Below are 16,378 nucleotides of genomic sequence, written 5' to 3'. Positions count from 1 at the left end.
TCTCAAATCTTGTTATTTCTATTGCTTAATGGATTTCACGATCGATTCTATAGATTGATTGGTGCGCAATCTGTTGGGGAAAATCTCTATTCCCGTTGTACAAAAATAACGTTTTCCGTAACTTGCTCAAACGTATCATCGTGGCTGATCACAAATAGCTGACGGAAAGATTTGATATTGGCGATCGCTTCTGCTAGGCGCACTCGACGCAGGCGATCCATATTGGTGGTGGGTTCATCGAAGAAGGCGATGTTGATATCCGCCAAGACTTTCAGCAAGGCGAGACGAACAGCCATCGCTGCACACATCTGTTCCCCACCGGAGAGATTGACAAACCGGCGATCGTTGGCTCCTTCCCGCACGATGATTTCATAGTCCCTCGTCCATTGCAGGGCGACATTAGGACGGTTGAGGAGTTCCCGAAATAGCCGATCGGCCTCGCGGGAAATATTGTGCACATAGCGTTCGGTAATGCGTGGCCCTGCTTCTTTATAAGCTTTGCGAGCAAACTTGATAAATCGTTCAATCCGCTGTTTCTGCTTCAGTTCCGTTTGGGCCGTGGTCAGTTGCGATCGCACGGTTTCGAGCTTCTGCAATTGCGCTGAATACTCCGCTAGCAGCTTGGCATTGAGGGGTAACTGGGCGCTTAACTTTGCCTGCTGGGTTTGGGCATTTTGGTAGGCAGATTGGAGCTCGATCGCCTGCTGGGGGTCAAACGTTGCGGTCAGTGATTGTTTTTGGGTGTCTAGATGGGTAATTTGTTCGGTGATTTGAGCAAATTGTGCTTGGGTATCTTCTAATTCCTGGTAGCGTTGGCGATAGCCGTTGGCGAGTTCCCGATGCTTGAGATATAAGGTGTAGTCAGCTCGATAGGTTTCCCGTTGGATTTGCTGTTGCTGAATCTGCTCCGCAAGATCATCATAATCGGAAAGTTCTTGGTCGATCGCTGCAATCTCAGCCTGAGTGACTTCTAGGGATTTTTGTAAATCCTGTAGCTGTTTCTGAATTTGTGCTTTTTTCTGAATGTCCTGTTGCAGTAAACGACTGCGCCCACGTGGATCATCCAGGGTTTGGAGATCGGTTTGAATTTGTTCAACTTGCTTTTTCCAATGGGGTTCATCGGCAAACTGGGCCGCCATTTCCTGCAAATGTTGCTGAACTTCTGCAATTTCCCGATCAAGGGTTGCCAAGGTTTGTTCTTGGCTAGGTAGCGTCAGAAATTGGGCTTGCTGCTGTCGAGCTTGTTGCAACGCCTGCTGGACTTCTTGGAGATGGTGTTGGAGTCGATCGACCAAGACCTGTTCTGCCAAATCTTCCAGAATGTCCTGGAGATCCGTTCGGAGTTGGGTTTGCAGGTGAACGCCCGCTTGCAAGGTCGATCGAATCTGATCCAACGGATTGGCCCACAACGGTGCTGCCTCTTGCAGTTCTTCTAAAATCCCTTCGGCGGTTTGCAACTGTTGACTGTGGATGTGACCGCGTTGGTCGGCCTGTCCCACAATCTGGCGCAGATCGGTTTCAAATTGGCTGGCGGCGGCGATGCGGCTTAATTGCTGTTGATAGCGGGCTTGCTGCTCCTCTAGCTGGGGAATGGTCGCGACCCCATCGGCCAGCGATCGTAACTGGTCGATCGTCGTTTGTAAGCTTTGTCGCCGCTGGTGCAATTGATTCAAGCGTTTTTGTTCGCGCAGTTGGGTTTGCCGTCCGGTTTGGCACGCTTGCAGCTTTTGTCGAATGTCCTGTTGCTGGGCTTCTAATTGAAGCTGCTGCTCAATGAAGGGAGCCAAGGTCGCTAGGGTTTGTTCTGCGGTGTGGCAGCGATCGAGTTGGCTGGAAAGCGTGGCTAGACGAGCTTGTCGATCGCTACTGGCTTGAATTAAGGCTTGTTTTTGCTGAAGAAGTTGCTGCTGCCGCGATCGTTGTTGCTCTAGAACCTGTAAAGCTTGTTCCGCTTCTTGAAACAGGCGAAAGGGTTCTCGGCGTACGGTACAGATATCGACGGCTTTTTGGGCAGCGTTTAATTCTTGTTGGCGTTGTTCCAGTAATTGCTCATAGGTGTGAGATTGGGCTTGCAATCGATCGATCGATTGATTTAGGGATTGTAGCGTTTGTACTTGCTGTTGGGCTTGCTGTTGTTGTTCATGGAGTCTCTGAAGTTGCTGATTGCATTGATCCAGGTCTTGCTGAATCGTCTGGATTTCTTGGCTGAGATTATTGTATTGAGTCGTTACACGATCCCAGTCTTGGAGGAAAGTTTGATATTGTTCAATCTCACGGCTAAGGTGTTCCGTTTCAGCTTTGGCGTATTTTTCTAGGCTATTCAGTTCCTTATAGGTTTTTTGATATTCTTCTACCTTCAGCACTTGGTCAAAGGTGGCTTTGCGCTTACTGGGTTCCAGCAGAAAGTCAGCGGTGAACATGCCCTGGGGGACGCCGATCGTATTGGCGAATAAATCCGCCAGATTTGTTCCGGGGGAAACGCCTAAATGTTGCCGGAGCCAGGGTAGAACCTCTTCCTTAATGCGGGTGTAGCTCAGTTTTTGGCCCAGTTGGGGATCGTAAATGGTATAGCCTGCTTTGGTGCAGCGCTGAACTTCGTAGGTGCGATGGTCGCGGCTGGAAATGAACTGTACCCGCACTTGGGCCGTATTGGCTCCGTTCCGCACGAGATCTTCCACACGATAGCTACCACGATGGTCAAACAGTACCCAGGCCACCGCTTCCAAGATACTGGTTTTCCCTGCCCCGTTTTCGCCGCAGATTGCATTGGTTCCGGGCTGAAACACAAAATGCCGATCGCTGTGGGCTTTGAAATTAGTGAGGCTGACTGACAGAATTTCCATGGGAACCAGAACCAAGGGTATGGCGGATCGCGTTGTAATGACTGCAAATCTCCTTGTCAAATTATGACGGATTTTATAGGAATTGCTGCGGCAACACCTAGAATCTGGCTCCTGTAACGATCGAAGATGGGTACGATCGCACCCAAATGCTTGCAAAATCCTGAACGAGCTCGGCCCCTGAATCTGTTAGGGGTTAACAACCTCCTTGCAAGGACTTGGCCCATTCCACCGCGATCGTCACTTCCGTAAAGGGAATTTGAGTTGGTTCTGGAGCCGTTTCCGTTAGCAGCTCTAGCACGATCGTCTTTCCGTTTTCCGGTGGTTTGGCTAAATCCACAACCTGCCCATCCACTCGCAATTGCACTGTTTTCACCGTTTGTAGGGCAAGTTCCTGGCGATCGACCAATCCCTTGCGACTCGGTACGCCCCAGACTAAGCGATCGCCCGTTTGCCCCAAGGCCGATCGAATGTCGTATTTGGAGCGATCGAATTGTTGCGCCCAAACCCGGTAGCCTTCAACCTTTTGGTATTCATTCCACCCTGCCCAAGCCAACCAAAGAAAGACTCCCAACAGCGGAAACCAGAGTAATCCATGTAGCATTGTTTCTAGCGTCTCCGTTCTTGTAATTTCCGATACACAGCCTTGATGTCTACCTTGTGGGCCGCCATGGCAACTAGGGTGTGGTAAAACAAATCAGCAACTTCCCCTGCAATGGCCTCAGCATCATCGTCCTTACAGGCCATGACCACTTCCGCCGACTCTTCGCCCACCTTTTTGAGAATCTTATTATCTCCACCCGCCAGCAATTTGCAGGTGTAGGAATCGGGATTGGGATTGTCCCGCCGATCGCAAATGACTTGAAACACTTGGGATAATGTATCCGCTGGTGGAGGTGTAATGCCATGATCCACTTGATGGAAACAGCTCCGTTCACCCGTATGACAGGCAATGTCACCAATTTGTTCAACCGTCACGAGAATGGCGTCACTATCACAATCGTAACGAATCGATTTAACATTTTGCGTATGACCGGAGGTTGCGCCCTTGTTCCAAAATTCCTGGCGCGATCGGCTCCAAAACCAAGTCGTCCCGGTTTCCAAGGTCTTCTGCAATGACTCCGCATTCATCCAGGCCATCATCAGCACCGTCCCATCCAGATAGTCCTGTACGATCGCGGGCACTAAGCCTTGCTCGTTATATTTAATTTTCTCAACAGGAATGGACTGGGCAGAAACAACGTCAGACATGGCGATATCCTGGAAATGACCAAATCAATATTATTTCACAGCCCTCCTCCCCTTTGAAAGTTCTTCTTGTCTGGCCCGTCTCTCCGTTGTGATGTGAGTGCTTGCCCATGCTGCCTTGTTCTGTCCGATCGGTGAAAGCCCCGCCTATTAAGTGCCAGGGCATCAAAACGAAGCTGGTTCCCTTTATTGCGGCCAATGTGGCTTGGCAACCGACGCCAGAGTCCCGTTGGATTGAACCCTTTTTGGGATCCGGGGTGGTGGCGTTGAATCTGGTTCCGACCCATGCGCTGCTCTGCGACACCAATCGCCATGTGATCCAGTTCTATCGATCGATCCAACAGGGGCAGATCACTCCTGGCCAAGTGCGCGAATTTCTCACCCAGGCGGGGGAACAGTTGCGCAGTCAGGGCGAAGACTACTACTACGCAGTCCGCGATCGCTTCAATCAGCACCACGATTCCTTCGATTTTCTCTTTTTAAATCGATCGTGCTTTAACGGCCTGATGCGATTTAACGCCAAGGGAGGATTTAACGTGCCCTTTTGCCGCAAGCCCCAACGCTTTACCCCGGCCTACATCACCAAGATCGTCAATCAAGTGGCTTGGGTGGCCCAGCAAATGCAAGGGAAACAGTGGCAGTTCCAGGTGGCGGATTGGCGAGAGAGCCTAGCCCAAGCGCGATCGACGGATTTTGTCTACCTCGATCCACCCTATATTGGCCGCCATACGGATTACTTTAACCAATGGTCGATCGCTGAAGCCGAGGCTCTGGCGGCGACTGCAAAAGCCTTACCCTGTGGCTTTGCACTCTCCATGTGGTTGTCCAACGCCCATCGCCACAATACCCATCTGGCTGAATGTTGGGACGGCTTAGACCTACGATCGACCCAGCATTTCTACCATGTCGGCTCCTTTGAAACCCTGCGGGGGGCGATCGCCGAAGCCATCGTGATTGCGCCCGAATTTGCGGCCCCGATCGCCGATCCCCTTGCCGATCCCCTAGTTGCTTCCTTGGCTGCCCCTCTGGCCAATGTTCTTCCTGAGAGGTGCTGCGATGCCGCACACTCCAACCTCGTGGGATAATTCAAAACAGACCCTCATTGCAGACGCACTTTTAAGGAGAGAGCTTTGATCACGGGGACTTTCAAAACAACCAAATCAGAAGAAATCTTTGCGGCGGCCCAGAAGCTCATGCCCGGTGGCGTGAGTTCTCCCGTTCGAGCGTTTAAATCTGTGGGTGGCCAGCCGATCGTCTTCGATCGGGTGAAGGATGCCTACGCTTGGGACGTCGATGGCAACCAATATATCGACTATGTGGGCACCTGGGGGCCTGCGATCTGCGGTCACGCCCATCCCGATGTGATTAAGGCCATCCAAGCCGCTGCGGAAAAAGGCACAAGTTTCGGTGCCCCCTGCGTACTGGAAAATATCTTGGCAGAAATGGTGATCGATGCCGTTCCCAGCGTGGAGATGGTGCGCTTCGTCAATTCCGGTACCGAGGCTTGTATGGCGGTGCTGCGCCTGATGCGGGCTTACACCCAACGGGAAAAAGTCATCAAATTTGAAGGCTGCTACCATGGGCATGCCGACATGTTCCTGGTTAAAGCCGGATCGGGGGTGGCAACCTTGGGCTTGCCGGATTCCCCTGGAGTTCCCAAGTCCACTACCGCGAATACGCTAACGGCTCCCTACAACGATCTGGAGGCTGTGCGGAAGCTGTTTGAAGAAAATCCCGGCGAAATTTGCGGGGTGATTCTGGAGCCGATCGTGGGGAACGCTGGCTTTATCACCCCCGATGCGGGTTTCTTGGCGGGCCTGCGGGAACTGACCACGGAACATGGTGCCTTGCTGGTTTTTGACGAAGTGATGACCGGATTCCGCATCTCCTACGGTGGGGCGCAGGCGAAGTTTGGGATTACGCCTGACCTCACCACGATGGGTAAGGTGATTGGCGGCGGTTTGCCCGTGGGGGCCTATGGCGGTAAGCGGGAAATCATGCAATTGGTGGCTCCTGCTGGCCCGATGTACCAAGCGGGAACGCTGTCCGGCAATCCCTTGGCGATGACGGCGGGGATTAAGACCCTAGAAATCCTGAGGCAACCCGGCAGCTACGAATACCTAGATAAGATCACCACGAAGCTGATCAACGGCCTGCTGGCGATCGGGAAGGAAACGGGGCACGCGATGTGTGGTGGATCCATTAGTGCAATGTTCGGCTTCTTCTTCTGTGAAGGCCCAGTGCACAGCTACGAAGATGCCAAAAAAGCGGATACCGTCAAGTTTGGCAAATTCCACCGCGCAATGTTAGAGCAAGGGGTGTACCTGGCTCCGTCGCAGTTTGAGGCGGGCTTTACCTCCTTGGCGCATACGGATGCGGATATCGATCGCACCCTGGAAGCGGCTCGGACGGTGCTCTCCAAACTGGCTTAATTGACAATTCTCCCTACCCTCAGCATGAGCGGGGGTAGGGGCTTTCAATCATTGCGTCTAATGATTGCGTCTGAGAATTGGGGTAGTCCCAGAGTGCACCGATGGCTCCCCCCGCACAAGACGATGGGGTTTCTGGGTGAACTTATGAATCGTTCTAGTTGGCTACGGAAGATGATCAGCCTGCCATTGTGCATCGTAGTCTTGCTGACGGCGATCGTTCCACAGGCGGCAATGGCTCAACCCGTTTCTCTGAAGGGATCGCAGAAAGCGCGATCGAATAAAGTCAGACTAAAATTACCCAAACTCCCCCCTGGGGATCCTCCCGCAGGCCGACGGCGCGGTGGCGGTGGGCGCGATACTTGTCCCGATGTCGTCGTTCCTGTGACGGCGTTGGTACCCGCTACCACCCGATCGAAGAATGGCAAAGTGATCGAAGATGTCTGGGGACTCACTACATTAGAAAAGCCCAATTTTTGGATCTATAGCCCCTATAACCAAGGCGATCGCTTCAAGGCTAGTTTCGTCATTCGTCAAAAAAATAAACATGGGAATATCATCGACAGTCTACCTGTCCAATTGCCAGCGCGCCCAGGATTGTTGAAAGTCACGCTCCCGGAAAAAATGCCTGCGTTGCAGACTAATCAATCTTACTATTGGGAATTCTTGATCGATTGTCGCGAAGCAGGAAAAGGCGTTCCCCTAAAAGTTGAGGGAATGGTACAACGGGTGGATTTATCAGAAACAGCAAAGCAACAGGTTGCAGCGGAGCTCACCCCGATCGGAAAAGCTCAACAATATGCGGAAAATGGCATTTGGTTTGAGGCGTTGGATTTGCTGAGTGGTTGTGAACAAAATGAGCCGAATTTGAAAAGTAATTGGGAAGAATTGCTACGATCGGTCAATCTTGACCCGACTCAATTTGGTCGATAAATCACCCAAGGTTTAGATCATGCAATTTCCCAAGTATTTGCTACGCAGTCTACCCCTATCGGCGTTTGGCGTATTGGGACTCTTTGCAGCCCCCAGTCTGGCACAGATTAGCGCGGCAGGGGATGGAATTGGCACGATCGTCAATAACAGCCCAACGCCTAATCAATTGGATATTACGAACGGGACGAGATCGGGAAATAACTTATTCCACAGTTTTCAGCAATTCAATGTTGAGACAGGACAGATCGCTAATTTCGTTGTGTTGCCAGAGGTTCAGAATGTGTTGGCGCGGGTGAGTGGGGGTGCCGCTTCGATCGTGGATGGCCGCATCCAACTAACGGGGGGCAATAGTAATCTTTATTTGATGAATCCTGCTGGGATTGTCTTTGGTAATAACGCAACGTTGAATGTACCGTCTGCTTTTGTGGGTACTACAGCCAATGGCATTGGCTTTGGCAATGGTCAATGGTTCAGCGCAAGTGGCGCGAATGATTTTACTCAATTATCTGGAACGCCGACTCAGTTTGCGTTTACCGAAAGTAATCCTGGTGTCATTATCAATGCAGGGAAATTGAGTACTCAAGATGACAAGCCCTTGGCCTTGATTGGGGGAACGATCGTGGCTACGCAATATTGGGAAAATAATGGAGCCTTGGCACTCGTGACCGTTGAAGGGGCTCAGGTGGTCGAGCTAACCTTGCCGGGGCAGCTATTGAAACTAACGGTGAAAGTTACGCCAATGCAAGTGGGTGATGCCATTCCAAATCGTTGGACAACCCCGATCGTGACTTTGCCCACATTGCTGACCGGTGGCGATGTCCAAAGTGCGACCCAAATAACGACGGATGCAAATGGGCGCATTATCTTGTCCGTCGCGAATCCAGAGCCTATCACGGTCAGTTCGGGTGATATTGTAGTGGACTCGATTAAGATTTTTAATCGTAATAAGCTAGGTGATATTTATGATGTGTGGATTGATGCACAGAAGACGTTTAGGGCGATCGGGACAGTCCCTAGTGAATCGATTAACTCGAATGAGAATATCACCTTGCCAGTCAGTATTCGGAGCATTGGCAAAACAACGATTAATCATGGCGGCACATCTTTTACAGAAGCGATCGGCTATCAAAAGGATGCGGATGGGATTGTCATTCGCGATCTTAATGGGCAAAGACTTTTACTAGATGGCCAAGGCGGTGGTTTACCTGGCCTTCCAGAAACCCAGGTAAACCAGTTCAAATATAAAGATACGGGGGCAAGTTTTGATACTGATCCAAGTAATCCGAATGCACAAATCAGTACACCAGCTGATGCAGCTTTTAGTTTGACTCAAATAAACCCGTTAGCAAGTTATACAAAAGGGTTGGTCGTTGTGCAGGATTCGGAAGGCAATGGGACATTACTGGGAAGTCTGCAAGATAGTAGCCTTAAAGGGACTCGTGATATCACAATTTTCACGACCCTGAGACTCAAAGGTACTGTGCCATTAGGTAATCCAGCAATACCGCCCAAACCACGCCCGCCGGAAATTAGTTGTGCCGTTGGGCAGAATAGTATTGCGAATGCTCGATCGAATAATAACAACATCACTTGTACTTCGGATAAAGTTGCACTCCCAGCACAATCAGGCCAGATTCTTCAGATTGTGCCAGCGCCATAAGCCATGTACCATGACCGTGGCTGCTGGATTGCAGCGATTAGTTTACTGTTTAGCTGCTGTTCTCTTCAGATGATGTCCGCGATCGCGGTGGAGGCTAGCGGCGATCCGGATGTTGTATTCCAGCAGGGTGTGAATGCCTATCAAAATGGGCAAATAGAGCAAGCGGCACAGCTTTGGCTCAAGACGTTGCAGATCGTTCAGCAACAACGGGATGTTGCTGCGATCGAGGCTATTCGATCGAACCTCAGCGTGATTCAAACCGAATTGGAAAAAAACACGTTGGAAAGAACGGCAATTGGCGACTACCAAAAAGCCTTAATTGCTATCCAAACTGCGCTTAACATCGCTGAACAACTTCAAGATAAGTCAGGAGAAATGCGTGGTACGAATAGTCTGGGCAATCTTTACACCTATTTAGGGGAATATGATTTAGCGATCGTGCAGTTTGAAAAGAGTTTGAAGCTGGCGCAGGGTTTGTCCGATGACCGACACCAGAGCAAGGTGTTAGGCAATCTGGGCGTGGTCTATGCCTATTCGGAGGATTATCAAAAGGCGTTAGAGCAATACGATCGTAGCTTCAAGCTCCAGCAACAGCAGAATGATTCGATCGGTCAAAGTTCAACCTTGCTGAATCTTGGCAATATCAAACAGATTCGAGGCCAATTTCCCGCTGCGATCGCCGACTATCGCCAAGCCCTCAAACTTGCCCAAACCCATCAAGACTTAATCCGAACGCGGCAGGCTTTGAATAACTTGGGTCTAGCTTTTGCCTATTTGCGCGATCACAAACAGGCGATCGACTACCTCCAGCAAAGTTTGAAAATTGCCCAAGCCACTCAGGATATTGTGACCCAGACAGCGGCTTTGAATAATTTGGGCCATGCTTATTTGGGAGATCGGCAGTTCGATCGGGCGGAGTCGGCTTTGCGGCAAGCGGTGCAGCTACGCGACAAACTCCGCCAAGGCTTGAGCGATCGGCAGCAGATCGCGCTATTCGATACCCAAGTTGCCACTTACAATTTATTGCAGCAGGTCTTAATCGCTAAAAATCAACCAGAATTAGCTTTAGAGGCTTCTGAACAAGGCCGTGCCCAGGCTTTTGCTAAACAATTGGCGCAGCAGCAGTCAACAGCAGCAGCACAATCCGTCGATCGTAATGTCAGCAATCAAGCCCCAAACTTAGCGCGAATCAAGCGAATCGCCCAAGCGCAAAAAGCGACGATCGTGGAATACGCCTTACTGCCAGACGATGCCTTTCAATTTCAAGGGAAGCAACGGGCACGATCGGCGGGGTTATATATTTGGGTGGTGCAACCGAATGGCTCAGTCCATTACCGCTTTGTTGATTTAACCTTTTTGTGGAAACAGCAGAGTGATTTTGATTTGCTAGTCTCAGCGGCTCTTTGTAGCATTATGCGATCGGCAGATCCCCCTGTCTGCGGTCAAATTTTAGCCCCACTGCGCCAAGAATTTCCACCCCCCGACAGTAATGAAGTGCCCTACAATCCGGCAATGCAGAAGTTGCACGAGATTTTAATTACCCCGATCGCCGATCTCCTGCCTAAAAAGCCCGATCAAACCGTTGTGTTTGTGCCCCAGGAAAGCTTATTTGTCTTACCCTTTGCGGCATTGCAAGATCGACAAGGTCGTTTCTTGATTGAGCAGCATACGATCGTCCATGCACCTTCCATTCAAGTCCTAGATTTAGCGAGTTCGCCTCAAAAAACATCTCCCACCGCCACAGCAGCATTGATTGTGGGGAATCCAGTCATGCCAGCAATCTTCGATTTAGCGACCAATACAGCAGAGCCCCTCGCCAACTTACCCTTTGCCGAAAAAGAAGCGATCGCGATCGGAAAACGTTTACAGGTGCCTGTTCTGACCCAAGCCCACGCACTCAAATCAACGGTTCTCGCCCAAATGCCCAAGGCCAAACTCATCCATTTCGCAACCCATGGCCTATTAGATGACTTCCGGCGATCGGGGATTCCCGGTGCCCTTGCCTTTGCGCCAAGTGCTGGCAATGACGGGTTTCTATCCAGTGATGAAATTGCTCAATTACGGTTGCAAGCGGATTTGGTGGTGTTGAGTGCCTGTGATACGGGGCGGGGAACGATTAGTGGGGATGGGGTGATTGGCTTATCGCGGGCTTTTATGATTGCGGGGGCGAGGCAGGTGGTTGTTTCGCTGTGGCAGGTGCCGGATGATTCCACGGCAGAACTGATGCAACAGTTCTATACACAAGGCCAGAAGGTTCCTGACGCGCAAGCATTGCGATCGGCGATGCTGGAAACCATGAAGTCCTATCCAGAACCGCTGAATTGGGCACCGTTCTTGATCATGGGCAGCGATCGGCGTTGATGTGATCGCTGCTGTCGAAAAATGGCTCAAAAAAAATTTCAAGACTTTGCATAATGTCCCGCCATTGCCCTGATAGGTGACTATCTTTGCCAATGGAGAAGCCTCCCTATGAAATTTCAAGCTCATTGCTCGATCGTGCTTTTGACGGGTTTGCTCGGCTGGAATTTGGCCGCAACTCCTGCCCAAGCGATGTGTGCTAATCCGCTTAAAGATAGCCGCTTTGAAGAACAGAAAATTGGCCGGATACTGCCTCCTTGGGTTGCGGAAGGTCGTGCCGGAATCGATATCAATCAAGGCTATAGCTATGAAGGGCGCAATAATGCCTGGATGCGCAATACATCGGGTTGGAATGCGCTCCGGCAGAAGGTGCGGTTAGTCCCGAATCGCAACTATGTCATTCGTGCTTATGTTAGGACTTCGGGCAATGTGCAGGATGGCTATTTTGGGGTGCGTCATGGGAATCAAGCGGTTTTGGCGGAAGTGAAATTTGGGCCTCAAGCGCAGTACAAACAGTTGACGGTTCGCTTTCGCACAGGGGACGCCACGGAATACAACATTTTTGCGGGTTTCTGGGCACCAGGCGCAGATGCTTGGGTGCAAGTGGATAACCTGAGTCTCGAAGGGAGCAGCTATTGTCCCGATACGGAATAGAAAAAAATTAGCGATTTTGCGTAATTCTCGATCGCGCTCCCGATAGGTCTTTAACTCAAGTCAAGTCTTCAATTTTTGCCCTCCATACCAGCACTAGCCAGGAGCCCCATAATGGATACCCTAATGAGATCGATCAATCCCTTAAATGCCACAACACCGCTGCAAGCCTCTCCTATCACAGCCCTTACCCCCAGTGATTTAAGCGCAATTAGCACCTTCAAATCCAATGCAGCAAGTTCTTTGCTAGACATCGGTCAGGGTACAGTCCTTAACTACGATCGCTATGGTGATACGTTTGCACAAGCGGGTACTCCCCTAGCCTCCATGATGGGTAACCGTCAATGGCAAATGAGTGATGCAGTGGGCGGCAGTGACCCGATCGATATGCTCAAGTTTAATGTTCCGCTTTACCACATGGGGGGATCTGACATTCACATTAGTCTTTCAGGGGATGCGACTATTCATTTATTCCGGGATGCAAATGGCAATCAGCAGATCGAAGAGGAAGAGATTCTGGGCCGTGCGTGGGCAATCAACAATACTACTGACGCAACGCTCGATTTCTCAGGGATGTATATGGGTGAGTATTATCTTGAAATTAGAAATACTTCCCCTATCCGTAATGAGTACAAGTTGAAGGTTTCCTACGAACAATTCAATGATGTGCTGAACAGAGAAATGAATTTCACAGGTGCCACGATCGTGAGTGGTACTGTTAATAATTCCAATAGCTCTGACAGTTATCATTTCACGCTCGATCAACCTCAGAACTTCCATCTCAGTCTAACTAGCGCATCAAATACGACAGATTTCCGGCTTGTGCGTGATGGGAACAATAACGGGCGGCTGGATGAAGGAGAAGTCGTTGTTGACTACTACTACCAAGGTCAGACCAATCAGCCAATCACCTTGATGCACCGTCAATTAGGGGAAGGTAGCTATTTTCTGCAAGTCAACCAAAGTCAGATTTATAGCAGTGAGAGCAACTATCAGATCATGATGGGATGTGATTGGTTTAGTAATTCCATCACGGATGACTCAATTTTAACGACAGCGCGGGCGGCTTACATTGGAGACGGCGTAATCAGCCATACTGAAATGCGCGATATTCTGCGCCAAGCCCAAGATGCGTTCATTGTCGATGCCACTGAACTAGCGGATCTCCAGAAAATCGTAAATCAAGGTAGTAATCTCGGCATTTCAAAATCCACTCAGGTCTTAGCCAATAAAGTTTTGAACTGGAACCTTGCCAATAATAAGTCGAATCTGGGTGGATTCGGGGCGGGGAGTAGTGCTGCCCATTTGGAACAACTGATTGGGAAATGGTTTTTGGGTACCGATCGACCTGGAATTCCCATGACGATTGATTCAGTCACATTATCCACAGAAAACGGTGTGCTACTGCCTGTATACCATCAGGCTCCGATCGCTTACCAAAAAGCTGAAGGCTCACTCTTCCAGGATGGGATTAGCTACTTCGATATTGATCAAGGCGCAGTCGGTGATTGCTATTTCCTGGCTAGCCTTGGCGCGGTTGCATTACATGCGCCCAATCGCATTGCTGATATGTTCACAGATAACGCTGATGGTACTTTCACCGTCCGTTTCTTTGTTGATGGTCAAGAAAACTATGTGACCGTCGATCGTTATCTGCCAACCTATAAGAGCGGTACTTTTGTCTACGCTAATGATTCTTCCGGTTTGGGCTATTGGGATTCGCGTAATGAACTCTGGGTCGCCTTAGCCGAAAAAGCCTACGCTCAACTAAACCAAGAATATTTTAACCTCCCAGCCCTAGGCTTATTGGGAATTAGTCAAGACGGTAGCAATACTTACGAGGGAATCTCAGGTGGTTGGGCATTCAATGCACTGACTCACATCACAGGACTCAATGCGATGCCACATCAGGATCTCAGCAGCGGAGCCTTATTCTGGGCCAGTAATACGATCGCTGAAATGATGACCGCATTCAATCAAGGTCGGATGGTGGTCGTCAACACCACTCAACCGGACAATGCGGATGTTGTCGGAAAACATGCCTATATCCTGGCTGGGTATGATGCGAATACGGGTTACTTCAGCCTCTACAATCCCTGGCACAGTAACCCAGAAAGTGCGAGCAACCCAACTGGGCAATACCCCATCGTCTACAAGACGGCGAGCCAGCTCTTGGAAGACTTTGATAGTTGGGATGCCACAGTCACGGCCTAACTGTGCTGTATTGAATTGCTGTCCTAATCGTTAGCTCGTCCGATCGGACTCTTACCAATCCGGTGAAAGTCTCTCTCAGATGGGCTTTTTTCATGGTTAATCGTCTTGCAAACAAAGTGCAAAAGAGATTTTTGAGATTTTTGAGATTTTTGCGTAATATCTGAATCTCAAGCCGATAGGTGTCTATCTGAAGCAAAGCAAGCCTTTTCCAGATACTCCCAACAGCTTTGACTCAAGTGATCAAGGAGACCCAAAATCATGAAAATTGTACGTTATTTAATTGCCACCCCGATCGTGTTGATCTCGTTGTATACCTGTAGTTTATCCAATGCCAATAGCAACAATACTCCAGCATCGCGTACAACAGAGATGACCACGACTCAAGCAATCGTTGGAAATATGACAAGCTCTCGTTGCAACCCTTATCTCACCTGCCCCCTACGGGATTAGGACATAGATGGTTTGTAGGGTTGACGAAGTGGAGGGGTTCCTCCATTCATCAGCGTGATTGAGTCTTGGGCTTCCTCTCCCACCGCCCACCAACCAGCGATGATGGTTCGATCGTTCTTTGCCAAGACTTGCAGCTTGGGTAATGCCTCCTTTGTTTGAGTCGCACCCGCAGCAAAACAGGCCCAAAATCTAACTTCCGCTTCAGCATCATCCAATGATTGAATCATTACATCCACTGCTCGCTGATATAGATTTCCTGGTAATTCCGTGGAGAGACGATTACCAATTCCTTCTAATGCTTGTGCTCTGATAGCAGGAGCCTCCGCGTTGTTGGCTGCTATTTCAGTCAGCGTACCAATCACTTCCTGACTCCCTTCGCAATTCGATAGAAACGAAAGTGCATATACCAGGGTAAGCGCATCTCAAACGCTATTGACAACTAGGGGTGGAGTCTTTACCCGAGTCGGGCAACGCAGCGGCTAAGACTTGGAGCATAAACGTGTCATCCATTGCGGCTCGCTTCGACTTCTGCTTGAGACTGCGCTTGCCTGGAGCTTGATAGAGTGCATTGAGAGCAAAGCGACGTAACAAGGACAAGTTGTGCGGTGCATGCAGAGATCGCACGCGAGAGGCATCCTCGTTAAAGGTGACATCTAACACCCAATGCAGACCATTTTCAATGCCCCAATGCTGACGAATGGCACTTGCAATTTGCGGATTTTGATGCGGCAAGCTGGTGAGGTAGAACTGCACTTCGTGTGTGGTTTTGTTCCACAACCGCCGGGTGCGCTCGACGACGACGATGGTTTGTAGTCCGGCCCACTCATCGGCTTGATGCAGTGCAGTCAACTGCTGGACTGGAATCGTCCAAACTGTGCGTGTGTCAATGCGATGATGACCCGTTTCAGTGACGCATGACAGGGGTGTTGGGAGTGCGTTGTCGGCCTGAGTTGCTTGAAACCATCCATTGACTTGTTGGAACAACGTGGGATGGTTGGACTTTAAGCTGAGAATATAGTCTGCACCAGCAGTATAAATTTGACGCGCAATGCTTTTTTGAGTTCCCATTGCATCGAGTGTGACAATACATCCACTTAAGTCCAGCAACTCCAATAAAGCAGGAATCGCAGTAATTTCATTAGATTTATCTTGCACTTTGGCTTGGGCTAACACCAAGCGATGTTCACTGGCCCAAGCGCTGACCAGATGCAACGCTGACGTTCCTCCTTCTCGGTCATACGACCCCCTAGCACTCTTGCCATCAATCGCTATTAGGCGCACTCCTAATTCACTCACCAGTTGTTGCACCCATTGCTCAAAGCATTCCTCAAATTCCTTGGGATTCAGTCGCTCAAACACTCGGCGAAACGTATCTGCACTCGGAATTCCGTGGGGTAATGCCAGAAAGGTTGATAACCAAGCTTGCTTACTTATCCCATACAATTCCATGTCTTCCCAACCTTCTCCCCCAGCCACAACCGAGAGTATCGCAATCGTCACTACATCAGACAACAGATGTAATCGAGTCCGTTCCACACGAGGGTCTTTCAGTGTGGCAAAACTCTCTCTTAAGCGTTCACTTAAGACAGACGCTT

The 16,378-nt window shown here is 50.0% G+C and carries 13 protein-coding genes; 8 read left to right on the top strand and 5 right to left on the bottom strand.

Features of this window, described 5'->3' with window-relative positions:
• Positions 1 to 86: 86 nt before the first annotated feature.
• From ACN4EG_RS03925 to hisIE, 3 genes are all read right to left on the bottom strand, one after another.
• Positions 87 to 2,843 carry an AAA family ATPase gene (locus ACN4EG_RS03925; RefSeq protein WP_431627884.1) on the bottom strand — a complete coding sequence of 919 codons (2,757 nt, stop codon included), beginning with the start codon at positions 2,841 to 2,843 and terminating at the stop codon, positions 87 to 89.
• A 193-nt stretch (positions 2,844 to 3,036) separates the two neighbouring features.
• Positions 3,037 to 3,444 carry a hypothetical protein gene (locus ACN4EG_RS03920; RefSeq protein ID WP_431627883.1) on the bottom strand — a complete coding sequence of 136 codons (408 nt, stop codon included), beginning with the start codon at positions 3,442 to 3,444 and terminating at the stop codon, positions 3,037 to 3,039.
• Between the two features lie 5 nt (positions 3,445 to 3,449).
• Positions 3,450 to 4,091 carry a bifunctional phosphoribosyl-AMP cyclohydrolase/phosphoribosyl-ATP diphosphatase HisIE gene (hisIE, locus tag ACN4EG_RS03915; RefSeq protein ID WP_431627882.1) on the bottom strand — a complete coding sequence of 214 codons (642 nt, stop codon included), beginning with the start codon at positions 4,089 to 4,091 and terminating at the stop codon, positions 3,450 to 3,452.
• Positions 4,092 to 4,198: 107 nt separating this feature from the next.
• Here hisIE and ACN4EG_RS03910 point away from each other — a divergent pair, with 107 nt between their 5' ends.
• From ACN4EG_RS03910 to ACN4EG_RS03875, 8 genes are all read left to right on the top strand, one after another.
• Positions 4,199 to 5,173, top strand: a complete 975-nt coding sequence (locus ACN4EG_RS03910) for a DNA adenine methylase (RefSeq protein ID WP_431627881.1) — start codon at positions 4,199 to 4,201, stop codon at positions 5,171 to 5,173.
• Positions 5,174 to 5,218: 45 nt separating this feature from the next.
• Positions 5,219 to 6,520, top strand: coding sequence for a glutamate-1-semialdehyde 2,1-aminomutase (gene hemL / locus ACN4EG_RS03905; RefSeq protein ID WP_431627880.1), 1,302 nt, complete (start codon positions 5,219 to 5,221; stop codon positions 6,518 to 6,520).
• Between the two features lie 144 nt (positions 6,521 to 6,664).
• Positions 6,665 to 7,450: a DUF928 domain-containing protein gene (locus tag ACN4EG_RS03900; RefSeq protein WP_431627878.1), complete on the top strand. Its 786-nt coding sequence runs from the start codon at positions 6,665 to 6,667 to the stop codon at positions 7,448 to 7,450.
• Between the two features lie 19 nt (positions 7,451 to 7,469).
• Positions 7,470 to 9,110, top strand: a complete 1,641-nt coding sequence (locus ACN4EG_RS03895) for a filamentous hemagglutinin N-terminal domain-containing protein (protein ID WP_431627876.1) — start codon at positions 7,470 to 7,472, stop codon at positions 9,108 to 9,110.
• A gap of 3 nt (positions 9,111 to 9,113) precedes the next feature.
• Positions 9,114 to 11,471: a CHAT domain-containing protein gene (locus tag ACN4EG_RS03890; protein ID WP_431627875.1), complete on the top strand. Its 2,358-nt coding sequence runs from the start codon at positions 9,114 to 9,116 to the stop codon at positions 11,469 to 11,471.
• Positions 11,472 to 11,579: 108 nt separating this feature from the next.
• Positions 11,580 to 12,122 (top strand): carbohydrate binding domain-containing protein, encoded by a 543-nt coding sequence (locus ACN4EG_RS03885; RefSeq protein ID WP_431627874.1) that lies wholly within the window; start codon positions 11,580 to 11,582, stop codon positions 12,120 to 12,122.
• Between the two features lie 111 nt (positions 12,123 to 12,233).
• Positions 12,234 to 14,333, top strand: coding sequence for a C2 family cysteine protease (locus tag ACN4EG_RS03880; RefSeq protein WP_431627873.1), 2,100 nt, complete (start codon positions 12,234 to 12,236; stop codon positions 14,331 to 14,333).
• A 258-nt stretch (positions 14,334 to 14,591) separates the two neighbouring features.
• On the top strand, positions 14,592 to 14,783 hold the full coding sequence (locus ACN4EG_RS03875) for a hypothetical protein (RefSeq protein ID WP_431627872.1): 192 nt from the start codon (positions 14,592 to 14,594) through the stop codon (positions 14,781 to 14,783).
• Here ACN4EG_RS03875 and ACN4EG_RS03870 read toward each other — a convergent pair.
• Both ACN4EG_RS03870 and ACN4EG_RS03865 read right to left on the bottom strand, forming a co-directional pair.
• Positions 14,780 to 15,145: a HEAT repeat domain-containing protein gene (locus ACN4EG_RS03870; protein WP_431627870.1), complete on the bottom strand. Its 366-nt coding sequence runs from the start codon at positions 15,143 to 15,145 to the stop codon at positions 14,780 to 14,782. The two genes, ACN4EG_RS03875 and ACN4EG_RS03870, sit on opposite strands and share 4 nt — an antisense overlap.
• 67 nt (positions 15,146 to 15,212) lie before the next feature.
• Positions 15,213 to 16,378, bottom strand: a 1,166-nt coding sequence (locus ACN4EG_RS03865) for an ISAs1 family transposase (protein WP_431627869.1), incomplete at its 5' end; no start/stop codon positions are given.

Source organism: Alkalinema pantanalense CENA528 (genome assembly GCF_050753345.1).
GTDB lineage: Bacteria > Cyanobacteriota > Cyanobacteriia > Leptolyngbyales > Leptolyngbyaceae > Alkalinema > Alkalinema pantanalense.
This window is presented reverse-complemented; position numbering and strand designations above follow the sequence as displayed.